Source organism: Nocardioides aromaticivorans, assembly GCF_013408525.1.
Taxonomy (GTDB): Bacteria; Actinomycetota; Actinomycetes; order Propionibacteriales; family Nocardioidaceae; genus Nocardioides; species Nocardioides aromaticivorans.
In genome coordinates this window covers 602,411-616,588 of record NZ_JACBZM010000001.1, presented here as the reverse complement: position 1 = coordinate 616,588, position 14,178 = coordinate 602,411, and the positions used below count along the sequence as shown (strand labels likewise).

Genomic DNA, 14,178 nt, shown 5'->3' with positions numbered 1-14,178 from the left:
GGGCCGCGGCGGGCCCGCTACATCCGTGGCGGGCACGGACTCAACGATCGGCCCGGACGACCGGCCGGTCGCCGATGACTTTTGTCGGTGGTGGGGGTCACAGTGGGGAGACAGGGACGACGAGCTGGAGGCTGGGATGACGACGATCCTCATGGTGGGGACACGCAAGGGACTGTGGGTGGGCCGCTCGGACGACCGGGAGGACTGGTCGTTCACCGGGCCGCACCACGACATGGAGGAGGTCTACTCCTGCCTCGTCGACACCCGGGGGAGTGCGCCACGGCTCTTCGCCGGCGCCTCCTCCAGCTGGCTCGGCCCGCAGCTGCGGTGGTCCGACGACCTCGGCGAGACCTGGCAGGAGACCCCCAACGGCGCGATCCGCTTCCCCGAGGGAGCCGGCGCGACGGTGGAGCGGATCTGGCAGGTCGTGCCCGGCGCCGGTGAGGGCGTCCTGCACGCCGGCACGGAGCCGGGGGCGGTGTTCACCTCCCGCGACGGCGGGGCGACCTTCGCCCTCGAGGAGGGGCTGTGGAACCACCCCCACCGTGCGGAGTGGGGCGCCGGCTTCGGCGGCCAGGCCTTCCACACCGTCCTCCCGCACCCCAGCGACCCGTCGTCGATGACGGTGGCGATCTCGACCGGCGGCGTCTACCGCACGACCGACGGCGGAGCCTCCTGGGAGCCGCGCAACCAGGGCATCCGCGCCGACTTCCTGCCCGAGGACCAGCGCTACCCGGAGTTCGGCCAGTGCGTCCACAAGGTCACCCGTCACCCGTCGCGGCCCGAGCGGCTCTACGCCCAGAACCACGGCGGCGTCTACCGCTCCGACGACGAGGGCGGCTCGTGGACGTCCATCGGCGACGACCTGCCGAGCGACTTCGGCTTCCCGATCGTCGTCCACCCGCACCAGCCGGACACGATCTGGGTCTTCCCGCTCGGCGGCGGCGACCGGCGCTACCCGCCCGGCGCCGAGCCGCGGGTGTGGCGCTCCGACGACGCGGGCGAGTCCTGGACGCCGTACGGCAAGGGCCTGCCGGAGGCGTTCTACGTCGGCGTCATGCGCGACGCGATGTGTGCCGACTCCCACGACCCGGCCGGGCTCTACTTCGGGGCCCGCAACGGCTCGGTCTGGGCCTCCGCCGACGACGGCGAGTCGTGGCGCCAGATCGCGGCCGACCTGCCCGACGTGATGTCGGTCAAGGCCGGCGTCGCCTGACGCCGATCCTCAGTAGCGTTCGCACCATGCCTGCGTTCTCGCACACCTACTCCACGACCATCGACGCCCCGCCCGCCGTGGTCCACGGCCTGGTCGCCGACTTCCACGAGTGGCGCGCCTGGTCGCCGTGGGAGGACCTCGACCCCGACCTGCACCGTGTGTACGACGGCGCCGGGGTCGGGGCGTCGTACGCCTGGTCCGGCAACAAGAAGGCCGGCGAGGGGTCGATGACCTTCACCTCGATCACCCCGGAGCAGGTGGTCGTCGACCTCGAGTTCCTCAAGCCGTTCAAGGCCAGCAACGTGGTCACCTTCGACCTCGCCCCCGCGGGCGAGGGCACCAGGGTGGCATGGACGATGGCCGGCCAGCGCAACCTGGCGTTCGCGGTGCTGGGGAAGCTGTTCTTCGACAAGGCGATCGGCAGGGACTTCACGAAGGGGCTGGCGTCGCTGAAGGCGGCTGCCGAGGCCGCGTGAGTTTCACCGGCCGGCCGGTGAAACTCACGGTTGGACGACGAAGTTTCATCGTCCAAGCGTGAGTTTCGTCGTCCAGGTGCGGGAGTTTCACCGGTCGGCCGGTGAATCTCCCGCCACAGGCCGAGCCGTACCCTTGACCCATGCCCACCCTCCGCTCCGCGACGTCCACCTCGGGCCGCAACATGGCCGGCGCGCGTGCCCTCTGGCGCGCCACCGGCATGACCGACTCGGACTTCGGCAAGCCGATCATCGCCATCGCGAACTCCTTCACCGAGTTCGTCCCCGGACACGTCCACCTGCGTGACCTCGGGAAGATCGTGGCGGAGTCGGTCGTGGCGTCCGGTGGCGTGGCCAAGGAGTTCAACACGATCGCCGTCGACGACGGCATCGCGATGGGCCACGGCGGCATGCTCTACTCGCTGCCCAGCCGCGAGCTGATCGCGGACGCGGTCGAGTACATGGTGCAGGCGCACTGTGCCGACGCCATCGTGTGCATCTCCAACTGCGACAAGATCACCCCGGGCATGCTGCTGGCGGCCCTGCGGCTCAACATCCCGGTCGTGTTCGTGTCCGGCGGCCCGATGGAGGCCGGCAAGACCACCGCCATCGAGGGCATCGTCCACAGCAAGCTCGACCTGGTCGACGCGATGGTGGCCTCCGCCAACGACGCAGTCACCGACGAGCAGCTCGACACCATCGAGCGCTCGGCCTGCCCGACCTGCGGCTCCTGCTCGGGCATGTTCACGGCCAACTCGATGAACTGCCTCACCGAGGCGATCGGCCTCTCGCTGCCGGGCAACGGCTCGACCCTGGCCACGCACGCCAAGCGCCGTGCGCTCTTCGAGGAGGCCGGCCGGGTCGTGATGGACCTGTGCCGCCGCTACTACGAGCAGGACGACGAGTCGGTCCTGCCGCGCAACATCGCCAGCCGGTCGGCGTTCGAGAACGCCGTCGCCCTCGACGTCGCCATGGGCGGCTCGACCAACACCGTGCTCCACCTGCTGGCGGCCGCCCGCGAGGCGGAGCTCGACTTCGACGTCCACGACATCGACGCGATCTCGCGCCGCGTCCCGTGCCTGTCCAAGGTGGCGCCGAACTCCCCGAAGTTCCACATGGAGGACGTCCACCGCGCCGGCGGCATCCCCGCGCTCCTCGGCGAGCTGCGCCGTGGCGGCGCGCTCAAGGAGGACGTGCACTCGGTTCACTCGCCCGACCTCGACGCGTGGCTCGGGAAGTGGGACATCCGCGGCGAGGACCCGTCGCCCGAGGCGCTGGAGCTCTTCCAGGCCGCGCCCGGCGGCGTGCGTACGACGGAGCCGTTCTCCACCGAGAACCGCTGGGGCACGCTCGACACCGACGCCGCCGAGGGCTGCATCCGCGACTTCGAGCACGCCTACTCCGCCGACGGCGGGCTGGCGATCCTGACCGGCAACATCGCGGTCGACGGCTGCGTCGTGAAGACCGCCGGCGTGCCCGACGACTGCCTGGTCTTCCAGGGCACGGCGATCGTCTTCGAGTCCCAGGACGCGGCGGTCGAGGGGATCCTCGGCAAGAAGGTCGAGGAGGGCCACGTGGTGGTCATCCGCTACGAGGGCCCCAAGGGCGGCCCCGGCATGCAGGAGATGCTCTACCCGACGGCCTTCCTGAAGGGTCGTGGGCTCGGCCAGAAGTGCGCGCTGATCACCGACGGGCGCTTCTCCGGCGGCACCAGCGGCCTGTCCATCGGCCACATCTCGCCCGAGGCGGCCGGCGGCGGCCTGATCGCGCTGATCGACGACGGCGACCCGATCTCGATCGACATCCCCAACCGGTCGATCCACCTCGACGTCGACGAGCACACGCTGTCCGAGCGCCGGGTGCTGCAGGAGAAGCGGGACCGGCCCTGGACCCCGCAGGACCGCCAGCGGCCGGTGTCGGCAGCGCTGCGGGCCTACGCGTCGATGGCCACCGCGGCCTCCGACGGCGCCTACCGGCGGGTTCCGGACTGACGGTCCGGCGGGCGGGGGCGACGCCCTAACCTTGGGACATGAGCGACGCCCCCGACATCAAGCCCCGTTCGCGCGACGTCACCGACGGCCTCGAGAAGGCCGCCGCCCGGGGGATGCTCCGCGCGGTCGGCATGGGCGACGCGGACTTCGCGAAGTCGCAGATCGGCGTCGCGTCCAGCTGGAACGAGATCACCCCCTGCAACCTGTCCCTCGACCGGCTCGCCAAGGCGGTCAAGAACGGCGTGCACGCGGCCGGCGGCTACCCGCTGGAGTTCGGGACGATCTCGGTGTCCGACGGCATCTCGATGGGCCACGAGGGGATGCACTTCTCGCTGGTCTCGCGGGAGGTCATCGCCGACTCCGTCGAGGTCGTGATGAACGCCGAGCGCCTCGACGGCTCGGTCCTGCTCGCGGGCTGTGACAAGTCGCTGCCGGGGATGCTGATGGCGGCCGCGCGGCTCGACCTCGCCAGTGTCTTCCTGTACGCCGGCTCGATCATGCCCGGACAGGTCGACGGCCGCGACGTGACGATCATCGATGCCTTCGAGGCCGTCGGTGCGTGCCTCGCCGGCAAGATCACCCGCGAGGAGGTCGACCGCATCGAGCGCGCGATCTGCCCGGGCGAGGGTGCCTGCGGCGGCATGTACACCGCCAACACCATGGCCTCGGTCGGCGAGGCCCTGGGCATGTCGCTGCCGGGCAGCGCCGCCCCGCCGGCGGTGGACCGGCGCCGCGACGGCTTCGCGCACCGGTCGGGGGAGGCCGTGGTGAACCTCCTGCGCCAGGGGATCACCGCCCGCCAGATCATGACGCGCGAGGCGTTCGAGAACGCGATCGCCGTGGTGATGGCCCTCGGCGGCTCCACCAACGCCGTCCTCCACCTGCTGGCGATCGCCAACGAGGCGGAGGTCGAGCTGACCCTCGACGACTTCAACCGGATCGGCGACAAGGTGCCGCACCTGGCGGACATGAAGCCGTTCGGCAGGTACGTCATGAACGACGTCGACAAGATCGGCGGCATCCCGATGGTGATGCGGGCCCTGCTCGACGCGGGGCTCATGCACGGCGACTGCCTGACCGTGACCGGGAAGACGATGGCCGAGAACCTCGACGAGCTCGCCCCGCCGGCGGTCGACGGCACGGTCATCCGTCCGCTCGACGCCCCGATCCACAAGAGCGGCGGCCTGACCATCCTCAAGGGCTCCCTCGCCCCGGAGGGCGCGGTCGTCAAGAGCGCCGGCTTCGACGACTCGGTCTACAGCGGCACCGCCCGCGTCTTCGACGGCGAGCGGGCGGCCATGGACGCCCTCGAGGAGGGCCGGATCGTCTCCGGCGACGTCGTCGTCATCCGCTACGAGGGTCCCAAGGGCGGCCCGGGCATGCGCGAGATGCTGGCCATCACCGGTGCGATCAAGGGCGCCGGGCTCGGCAAGGACGTCGTGCTGGTGACCGATGGCCGGTTCTCGGGTGGCACCACCGGTCTGTGCGTCGGGCACATCGCTCCCGAGGCCGTGGACGGTGGCCCGATCGCGTTCGTCCGCGACGGCGACCGGATCACCCTCGACGTCGCCAACCGCACCCTCGAGCTCGCGGTCGACGAGGCCGAGCTCGCGGCGCGCCGGGCCGGCTGGGAGCCGCTGCCGCCCAAGTACACCCGCGGCGTCCTCGGCAAGTACGCCAGGACCGTCCAGTCCGCCGCCGTCGGCGCCGTGACGTCGTAGGACCGGCCGATGAAGATCCACTCCCGCGTCACCGGCCGCCTCCTCGACTTCGTCGAGAGCCAGCGGATGTTCTTCGTGGCGACCTCGCCGCTCGCCGAGGACGGCCACGTCAACCTCTCGCCCCGCGGCATCCCGGGCACCTTCCGGATGCTCGACGAGCACACCTTCGCCTGGCTCGACACCTCGGGGAGCGGCAGCGAGACCATCGCCCACCTGCGCGAGAACGGTCGCGTCACGGTCATGTTCTGCGCCTTCGAGGGGGCGCCCAATATCGTCCGCTTCCACGGCCGCGGCCGGGTCGTCACGCGCTACGACGACGAGTACGTCCTGCTCGAGCCGCTCTTCGTCGATCTGCCGGGCGCCCGAGCCGTGATCGTCGTCGACATCGAGCGGATCTCCGACTCCTGCGGCTTCGGCGTGCCCCTGATGGAGTACGCCGGCGAGCGGGACCTGCTGCAGCCGTACTTCGAGCGCAAGGGGATCGAGGGCTCGGCCGACTACCGCCGCCGCAAGAACCGCACCAGCATCGACGGCCTGCCCGCCTTCGACTTCGACCCGCTGGGCGAGTGGTCGACCGTCGAGGGGTTGCGCACGATCCGGGACCGGTTGGCGGCGCAGATCGAGGGGTGGCGCTTCCCGGTCTCCTTCGGCCTCGCGCTGGACGGTGAGCCGGGCCTGGTCAACCGGCCCGGTGGCGTCCACGGCCTGCCTGCCGTGGTCCTGGCGACCGTGCTGAAGCACGACGGGTCCACGGCGAGCCTGGAGGTCAGCGCCGAGCAGCTCGACGAGGCGATCACCGCGCTGTCGCCGGCGGAGGCGTGCACGGCCGTCGAGCACCCCAACCTGGCCGACTGGCGGGACCTTCGTGACCGGCTCGGCACGGACGGGGGCACCGTGACGGCCGTGTTCGTGCGCTCCGCCGACGACCCCGTCACCTCCGACGTCGACGCCCGGCTCCGCGACCGCTGGTGACCCCGTGGTGACCAACGCCTTCGGGCAGGCCGTCGGCGACGAGGTCCCCGGCTGGGAGCCGCGTCCGTGGCCGGAGCCGGTCACGATCACCGGCCGCTACGTCGAGCTGCGCCCGCTCTCGTCCGCCCAGTACGCCGACCTCCACGCCGCGACCTGCGGGCCCGACGACGGAGACCTCTGGACCTACCGGCCGATCCCGCGCCCGACCACGCTCGCGGAGCTGTGGATGCACCTCGCCGCCCACCTCGACGACCCCGCGCTGGTGACCTTCGCGCTGGTGCCGCTGGAGGGGGAGCGGGCGGGGAGGGCGACCGGCCTGGCGTCGTACACGCGCATCGAGCCGGGGCACGGACAGGTGGAGGTCGCGGGGGTGCTCCTCGGGAAGGCGTTGCAGCGCACCCGCGCGGCCACCGAGGCGATCCACCTGCTGATGGCGCACGCGTTCGACGAGCTCGGCTACCGCCGCTTCGAGTGGAAGTGCGACAGCCTCAACGAGCCCTCGCGGCGGGCCGCCCTGCGCCTCGGCTTCGTCGAGGAGGGCCGCTTCCGCAACCACATGGTCACCCAGGGCCGCAACCGCGACACGGACTGGTTCTCGGTCACCGACGCGGAGTGGCCGGCCGTGCGCGCAGCGCACCAGCGCTGGCTCGACCCCGCCAACTTCGACGACGCCGGCGTGCAGCGGACCTCGCTCGCGGCCCGGCGCTAGCGACCCAGCTGCGCCAGCACCGACCGCGCCTGGGAGCGGGCTCCGGCGGCGTTCGGGTGGGCGGGTACGGCGACGGCGAGGTCGTTGAGCGAGACGATGCCCAGGCCCTCGACATACCGGGTCAGTGGACCGGTGCACACGTGGTGCCCCGTGCTCAGCGGGTGCGTGTCGACGAGCTCGGCGCCGCCGCGGCGAGCCGCCTCGGCGAGCATGTCGTTGAGCTTCACGAAGACCGAGTGCAGGTAGGCCATGTCGGTGTTGGTGATCGGCACGATCGGCCAGCAGCCGCGCTCGGGGATCGCGTCCAGGTAGTTGACCAGCAGCACGCGCGCGTGCGGCGAGCGGCGCCTGATCTCCTTGAGCGCCTCGACGACCTTGTCCTCGGAGGCGGCGACGTTCTCGGCCAACCGGTCGACGCCCCCGGCGGTGAAGCGCTCCTTGCACGCGCCGAGCGGCAGCGTCGACTCGTCGATGAGCGGGATGATGTCGGGCAGCGGCAGCCTCGGCGCGGGCAGGCTGACCGGGCTGGCGGAGATGCAGCTCATCGCGCCGCTCGCGACCTCCGCGTCGTTGCCGCCGATGCCGACCGTGACCAGGTCCGTCGTGGGCGTGAGCCGGTCGAACTGCGGCGGGTTGACCCCGCCCATCGGCAGCTCCTGCGGCTGCGTGAAGTGCTCGGTCGTCGCCGAGCCGCAGGTGGCGTCGCGGAAGGTCGTGACGCCGAGCGCCTTCGCGACCAGCTTCGGGTAGTTGGTGTGCGACTGGAAGCAGTCCACGGGCGCGTGGGTCGCGTCCGGGAAGCCGTTGCGGTCGAAGAGGACCACGTCGGCGGACCAGGAGTCACCCAGCGCGACGTACTCCGTGTACGACGCCGCGGGCTCCGCGTGCGCCACGGGAGCGTCGCCGCCGGCGACAGCCGGGGCGAGTGCGAGGGAGGTGAGCGCGGCCACGACGGCAGCGGTGCGGGCAGCCGGACGGGTGGGGGGACGGCGTCGGAGCATGCCCGGTCCAACGAGCCGGAGTGACCGCCGTCACTCGTGTCGACGAGCTGCGCGAGCGATGTCGGCGTGCCGTGGCACTGTCGAGGACATGGACCAGCGGATCAGCTTCGTCACCCTCGCTGTCGCGGACATCGACGTCACCCGCCGCTTCTACGTCGACGGGCTCGGCTGGACCCCCGAGCTCGACGTGCCGGGGGAGGTGATCATGTTCCGGGCCGGCGAGCACCTCGTGCTCTCGCTGTGGGAGCGCAGCCACTTCGAGGCCGAGGTCGGCGCGCTGATGACCGGCCACGGCGTCGCGCCGATCACCATCGCCCACAACCTCGCCACGCCCGAGGCCGTCGATGCCGTGCTGTCGACCGCCCGCGCCGCCGGCTCGCCCCACGTCGAGGAGGCCGTACGGCGCGACTGGGGCGGCTACACCGGGTTGTTGGAAGACGGAACCCCGAGGTTCGTTCACGGGTACTCGGGCTACTTCTCAGACCCGGACGGCTACCGATGGGAGATCGCCTACAACCCGGACCCGAAACTAGGTGCGATTGTGCTGCCGGATTAGGCACGATCACTCCATGGACGATTCCGGGCTGGCCGCTGTGCTCGTGGGTGAAAGGATCACCGCCGTCGCGTTCGTACATGACTTCATCGAGGTGCACTTCGGCGATATCGTTCTGACCGGCTATACGAAGCCGTTTGGAATGATCGCGTGTTGGGGCGTAGGTGAGAAGACGCTGCCCTATCTGATCGGTAAGCGGGTTGATCATGTAGAGGTCGTTCCGGATCGCTACGTCGCAATCGACTCGGGAGAGAACCGTCTCGCGTTCCCGCTGGACGAGGACGCCCGGGTCGGCCCAGAGGCAGTGCGCCTGTACGCGCCGGGCATCGCCGAACTCGACCAGCAGTCGAAGCACTGGGTCTGGTGACTTGTGGTGACGGATGACGATGAACTCACGGACGGACACATCATTGAGGTGATCGCCAGCAACGAACGTCTCCGCACTGGTCCCTTTCGATGGCGATGTTCGTGCGGCGCAGGGGGAGGCGGGCAATGGCGAGCCTCGGCGCAGGAGGCGCAGAAGGCTGCCGACAAGCACCTGAGAAGAGTCCTCGGATAGGCCGACAGGTCCGGGTATGACCGGGTTCTTGGCAGACCGAACCACCCCGAGATTCGTTCACGGGTACGCGGGCGATTGCTCAGACCCGGGCGGGTGCCGGTGGGGAGGTCCCCTTCAACCCAGACCCCAGTCTGGGCGGATCGTCTTGCCGGGGTAGAGCGCCGCAGGTCGCGAAAACTCGGCTACTCCGACGGTGGACCGCTCAGCGGGCGCGGCAAGTCCGACGACGGCATCCATGAGCCTCCGTCGGCACGATTCCAGACGAAACCCTCGGGATCGGCAACGGCGGCCGCGACGCCAGAACGGCCATGCTTGTAGAACTTCGGCATGGTGTACGGGCTCCACAGCCCGATCTGCTCCATCCGTTGCTCTACCGCCTCCGGCGTGGGAGCGAAGATAAGTGCCGACACTAGGTCGCAGCCGTCGATCGGCTCTCCTCCCGAAACCCAGCCGACCACGCCGTCCTGCACCGGCACGAACCACGTGCGCTGATGGCGACGCCACATGGTGCGATCCTAGCCACGGATCGATCCAGGACTCGGTTCGATCGTCCTAGCGCGTTGTACTCAAGTGCCAATCGCCTTTCGGTGATGCTGACCGGGCGATTTTGCCGGTTCAGTCTGGATCTGCCCCCGCATTTCCGGTCGAAATCGCCTGGTTAGCGCTGTTCGGCCGCCATGCTGTCGGCATGCTGTTCCTGCTCGACAGCAACATCGCGATCAAGAGTGATCCGCTGTCCATAACGGTCGAGCCGGACGCTGCCCTCGCGATGGAGTTCCACCGGCTGGCCACGACCCATCACCACGACCTCCGGGTGCATCCCGCCTCGCTGGACGACTTTGCGCGGATTAAGGATGCAGCGAAGCGATCGGCACGCTTGACCGTGTTCGAGCGGTACGAGCGCGTCGTGAGTCCTCCCGCGATCAGTGACGACCAGCGGGCCGAACTTGGTGTGCCAACTCCTGGCTCGAACGACGATGTCGATCAACACCTGCTCGCCGCCGTTTTGGGACACGCGGTGGGCTATCTGGTCACACAGGATCAAGGCATCCATTCGAAGGCCCATCGGCTCGGCATCGGTGACCGGGTCCTGACCCTTGCGGACGCGATCGCGTTCCTCCGTAATTTGCACCCGGCGCCTCCGACTCCTCCGCCGTCGGTTCGCCGGGTGAAGGCCCACGAGCTGAGGCTGGATGACGAGATCTTCGACGGTCTTCGCCAGGACTACGGAGGGGCGGCCTTCGATAGGTGGTTTCAGGAGAAGGCCGCGCAAGGTGGGCGGGACGCGCTCCTAATCGATGGACAGAACGATGCACACGCTGCGATCGCGCTGCTCAAGATTGAACCAAGCGGAGAGCACGGAGTTCCTGGCCCGCTGTTGAAGATCAGTACCTTCAAGGTCGCTTCAAACTACAGCGGGCAGAAGTACGGAGAGTTGCTCCTCAAGGCCATCTTTGAACAAGCCCACACCGACGAGATGGCGGGCATCTTCGTCACGGTCTTTGCCAAGCAGCAGGCGCTGATCGACTTGCTCGATGACTTCGGGTTCAGGGTGCAGCCTGTCACGACCGACGCAGGCGAGTTGGTTCTGGCGAAAGATCTGCGAGGGTCCCTCGCACCTGCCTCGATGTCTCCACTTGAGTTCCACGTGACGCATGGGCCGCCCGCACTGCGGATGGTCGGGGTGCAACCCTTTCTGGTGCCGATCGAGCCGCGTTGGCATCAGGTGCTGTTTCCGGATGCCGAGCCATTCGATCCGCAGGGAGGTCTCTTCCCGGAACTGCTGGGACACCAGACTCAGCCGTTCGGAAACGCGCTCCGGAAGGCGTATCTCTGCAACTCGCCGACCCGCCTCCTCGTGCCGGGATCTCCGTTGCTGTTTTATCGGAGTCACGATGAGAAGGCGGTCTTTGTGGTGGGTGTGTGTGAGCAGACGTACGTCAGCCGAGACCCCGCCGAGATCGCGGCGTTGGTCGGTCGGCGGACGGTCTACTCCTACGCGCAGATCGAGGATCGTGTGCGGAACGGAGAGGTCCTAGTCGTGTTGTTTCGACAGGACCGGGTTCTAAGGGAGGACCCCATCACGCTGGAAGACCTGAAACGGGCGGGCGTCGCACGGACCTGGCCACAAGCAATCACACGCACGCGACCCGAAGGAGCGCAATGGCTTCGGCAGCGATTGGGCGCGTAGCACTGTTCTCGATCCACCCGCAGTACGCCGAGGCGATTCTGGCTGGGACCAAGTCGGTCGAGTTCCGTCGGACGCCGCTCGCCGATGACGTAACGCACGTCGTTGTCTACGCGACGGCCCCGACGAAGATGGTGGTGGGCATCTTCGAAGTAGACGGGGTCGAGGCACTCAGTCCGTCGAGTGCTTGGCGCAAGTACAGCGATGTCGGTGCAATCGAGAAGACCGCCTTCAACGCTTACTACGCCGGTGCTGCCACTGCACACGTGATCAAGGTCCGGCGTGTGCAGCGCCTCGCCTCGCCCCTACCGCTCTCCGAGATCGACCCGACTCTCAGACCGCCGCAGTCATTCCAGTACTTGGCTGCGGACGTGATTGGTTCGATTGCTCCGGAGCGGTCACTGGCTCGCGGGGCAGCGAAACTCGGGCGTGGGATCGGCCGGATCCTCAGGAACGGCTCGGAGGCTGCGCCCGTCGGCTGACGCGGCCGCATCGGCTTACCAAGATTCTGTAGCCACGAAGGGTCTCAAGGAGACGGTTCGCGGCGGCGTGTGGTTCACCAGCAGGAACGGCGGCCATTCCCGCGTGTTTCACGAGGTGCCGGCCCTGCTGCTGATTGATTGGCGCAACAAGTGAGATGTAGTCGGCTTCTAGTTCGGCGGACCAGTCGTGGCAGAGGCTTCTGGTGGGAGATCGCGTTCAACCCCGACCCGGGGCTGTCGGCGATCGTGCTGCCCGACTGACCTCAGCCGACCAGCGACCCCACCTGCCGCAGCACGTCGAGCAGCGGCACCAGCGCCGGCGACGGGTTGCCCGCGCGGTGCACGGCGGCCAGGTCGCGGTGCATCGGCGGCTCGAAGCTGCGGGCGACGACGCCGGGCAGCGGGTCGCGGGAGCGGTCGACGCTGTGCCAGATGCACGACGCGAGGCCGTGGCTGACGGCGGCGAGCCACGCGTTGCGCTCGTCGGTCTCGACCGCCACCTCGGGGGTGACGCCGCACCGGGCGAAGAAGCCGTCGAGTGCCTCGCGCCGGGCCGTGCCCGCGGTCGGCAGCACGAGGGGCAGGCCGGCGAGGTCGGCGAAGGTCACCCGCTCAGGCAGGTCGGTCGCGGCGGGGGAGTAGAGCCGGACCTCGGCCCGGCCGATGCCGGACACGGTCAGCCCGGTGGTCACGGCGCTGTCGCAGATGCCGAGGTCGGCGCGACCGGCCTCGACCAGGTCGACCACCTCGTTCGACGACGCGCACCCCACCAGCCGCGTCGGTACGACGACGCCGTGGTCGCGCAGCGCGGCTAGGATCGGGATCGCCATCGCCGCCTGCAGGGTCGGCGACGCCGCGATGACCAGGGGAGCGGCGGGATCGGCACTGGTCGCGGCGGTGCGCAGGGCGTCGATGCTGGCCAGCACCTCGCGGACCCGCCGGACGAACGACTCCCCGTCGGCCGTGAGGGCGACGCCGCGCCCGGACCGTTCGAACAGGGTGGTCCCGAGCTCGCGCTCGAGCTGGCGCACGGCGCGGCTCAGGGCGGGCTGGGCCACCGGGACCGCCGCCGCGGCCGCGGTCATGCTGCCGTGCTCGGCCGTCGCGACGACGTACCGCAGCTGCTGGATGTTCACCGTCCGCCTCCTCTCTCCCGGGCATGCCGAACGGGTCTTGGACGTCGTGTGACGCCCGCCACGAATCTAGAACGCGTTCCACTTCCTTCGCACCCCGTTCGAGGAGTCGTCATGCGTGTTCCGTCCGTGTCCCCGCGCCGGGCCCCGCGCCTCGCCGCCGCCGGCGTGGCCCTGGCCGCCGCTCTCGCCGGTGCCGTCGTCGCGGCCCCCGGCAGTGCCGCCCCGGCCCCGGCGCCGGTCGCCGCGGCCGCCTCGCCCGCGCTCGCCGGGCTCAAGGTGCTGCTCACCAACGACGACAGCGCGCGCGGCCTGGACGCGGGCTACGGCACCGACGGCAAGGGCCTGTACGTGCTGCGCAAGGCGCTGTGTGCCGCGGGAGCCGACGTGCTCGTCGTGGCGCCGTGGTCGCAGCAGAGCGGCGCCGGCGCACGGATGACCTCGCCCGGCTTCGCCCCGGTCTCGATGACCGTCCAGGCCGTCACGCCGCCGGCGGCGTACGCGGGCGACTGCGCCGGCAGCCCGAGCGCCGGTGCGGTCTTCGGCGTCTGCGTCGCCGCCGCTCCCTGCTCCTCGACGACGCCGTCCGGTTCCCCGGCCGACGCGGTCAACATCGCGCTCAAGCGCTTCGCCGCCAACTACTGGCCCGCCGGCCCGGACCTCGTCCTCTCCGGCACGAACTTCGGGCAGAACATCGGCGCCACGCTCAACCACTCCGGCACGGTCGGCGCGGTCGTCACCGCGCACGAGTACGGCGTCCCGGCGATCGCGTTCAGCGCCGAGGCGCCGCGCGACCTGGCCCAGATCCCGAACGTGCCCTTCGCCGCGACCGCCGACTTCGCGGTCAAGCTGGTCACCGCGCTGCGCAAGCGCAACGCGCTGACGGCCGGCCTCGTCCTCAACGTCAACCACCCCTTCGTCGGGGCCGGTGAGACGCTCGGCAAGGCCGTCCAGGCCGATGTCGGCTACAGCAGCGACCTGGGCCTCACCTTCCTCGACGACGTCCCCGCGACCGGTGGCACCTACCGCCTGGTGGCCGGCGCGCCCGCCACCGAGACCCGGCGCAACGCCGACACGACGGCGCTGGCCCGCAACGACATCCCGGTGACGGCGCTCGACGGTGACTGGGGCCGCCCGATGCCGATCCAGGTGTCGCTGGTCATCGGCTCGCTGAAGTAGC

At 70.0% G+C, this 14,178-nt stretch carries 14 protein-coding genes; 11 read left to right on the top strand and 3 right to left on the bottom strand.

Annotation, left to right across the window (positions count from 1 at the left end; translation table 11 throughout):
- Window positions 1-136: 136 nt before the first annotated feature.
- From BJ993_RS02910 to BJ993_RS02885, 6 genes are all read left to right on the top strand, one after another.
- Entirely contained in the window at window positions 137-1,216 is a 1,080-nt protein-coding gene (locus BJ993_RS02910) for a WD40/YVTN/BNR-like repeat-containing protein (RefSeq protein WP_179647664.1), read from the top strand.
- A gap of 26 nt (window positions 1,217-1,242) precedes the next feature.
- The gene (locus BJ993_RS02905; RefSeq protein WP_179647663.1) at window positions 1,243-1,692 is read left to right on the top strand and encodes an SRPBCC family protein; all 450 of its coding nucleotides are present in this window, start codon (window positions 1,243-1,245) and stop codon (window positions 1,690-1,692) included.
- A 140-nt stretch (window positions 1,693-1,832) separates the two neighbouring features.
- Window positions 1,833-3,680, top strand: coding sequence for a dihydroxy-acid dehydratase (gene ilvD / locus BJ993_RS02900; protein WP_179647662.1), 1,848 nt, complete (start codon window positions 1,833-1,835; stop codon window positions 3,678-3,680).
- A gap of 38 nt (window positions 3,681-3,718) precedes the next feature.
- Window positions 3,719-5,401, top strand: coding sequence for a dihydroxy-acid dehydratase (ilvD, locus tag BJ993_RS02895; protein WP_179647661.1), 1,683 nt, complete (start codon window positions 3,719-3,721; stop codon window positions 5,399-5,401).
- Between the two features lie 9 nt (window positions 5,402-5,410).
- Window positions 5,411-6,373, top strand: a complete 963-nt coding sequence (locus BJ993_RS02890; RefSeq protein WP_179647660.1) for a pyridoxamine 5'-phosphate oxidase family protein — start codon at window positions 5,411-5,413, stop codon at window positions 6,371-6,373.
- A 4-nt stretch (window positions 6,374-6,377) separates the two neighbouring features.
- Window positions 6,378-7,082: a GNAT family N-acetyltransferase gene (locus BJ993_RS02885; RefSeq protein WP_179647659.1), complete on the top strand. Its 705-nt coding sequence runs from the start codon at window positions 6,378-6,380 to the stop codon at window positions 7,080-7,082.
- Here the strand turns inward: BJ993_RS02885 and BJ993_RS02880 are convergent.
- Complete coding sequence (locus BJ993_RS02880; protein ID WP_179647658.1) at window positions 7,079-8,083, bottom strand: SGNH/GDSL hydrolase family protein; 1,005 nt, start codon at window positions 8,081-8,083, stop codon at window positions 7,079-7,081. The genes BJ993_RS02885 and BJ993_RS02880 overlap by 4 nt on opposite strands.
- Before the next feature lie 88 nt (window positions 8,084-8,171).
- Between BJ993_RS02880 and BJ993_RS02875 the strand changes: the two genes are divergently transcribed.
- Both BJ993_RS02875 and BJ993_RS02870 read left to right on the top strand, forming a co-directional pair.
- Window positions 8,172-8,639 (top strand): VOC family protein, encoded by a 468-nt coding sequence (locus BJ993_RS02875; protein ID WP_179647657.1) that lies wholly within the window; start codon window positions 8,172-8,174, stop codon window positions 8,637-8,639.
- 13 nt (window positions 8,640-8,652) lie between these two features.
- Window positions 8,653-9,003 (top strand): hypothetical protein, encoded by a 351-nt coding sequence (locus BJ993_RS02870; protein WP_179647656.1) that lies wholly within the window; start codon window positions 8,653-8,655, stop codon window positions 9,001-9,003.
- Between the two features lie 374 nt (window positions 9,004-9,377).
- On the opposite strand, the gene BJ993_RS02865 is transcribed toward BJ993_RS02870, so the two are convergent.
- Complete coding sequence (locus BJ993_RS02865; protein WP_179647655.1) at window positions 9,378-9,701, bottom strand: hypothetical protein; 324 nt, start codon at window positions 9,699-9,701, stop codon at window positions 9,378-9,380.
- A 182-nt stretch (window positions 9,702-9,883) separates the two neighbouring features.
- Between BJ993_RS02865 and BJ993_RS02860 the strand changes: the two genes are divergently transcribed.
- Both BJ993_RS02860 and BJ993_RS02855 read left to right on the top strand, forming a co-directional pair.
- Entirely contained in the window at window positions 9,884-11,386 is a 1,503-nt protein-coding gene (locus tag BJ993_RS02860; protein ID WP_179647654.1) for a PIN domain-containing protein, read from the top strand.
- Complete coding sequence (locus tag BJ993_RS02855) at window positions 11,359-11,865, top strand: ASCH domain-containing protein (protein WP_179647653.1); 507 nt, start codon at window positions 11,359-11,361, stop codon at window positions 11,863-11,865. Before BJ993_RS02860 ends, BJ993_RS02855 begins: the two co-directional genes overlap by 28 nt.
- Window positions 11,866-12,128: 263 nt before the next feature.
- Here BJ993_RS02855 and BJ993_RS02850 read toward each other — a convergent pair whose 3' ends face one another.
- Complete coding sequence (locus BJ993_RS02850) at window positions 12,129-13,001, bottom strand: LysR family transcriptional regulator (RefSeq protein ID WP_179647652.1); 873 nt, start codon at window positions 12,999-13,001, stop codon at window positions 12,129-12,131.
- Window positions 13,002-13,112: 111 nt separating this feature from the next.
- On the opposite strand from BJ993_RS02850, the gene surE reads away from it, so the two are divergent.
- Window positions 13,113-14,177 carry a 5'/3'-nucleotidase SurE gene (gene surE / locus BJ993_RS02845; RefSeq protein WP_179647651.1) on the top strand — a complete coding sequence of 355 codons (1,065 nt, stop codon included), beginning with the start codon at window positions 13,113-13,115 and terminating at the stop codon, window positions 14,175-14,177.
- Window position 14,178 lies beyond the last annotated feature (1 nt).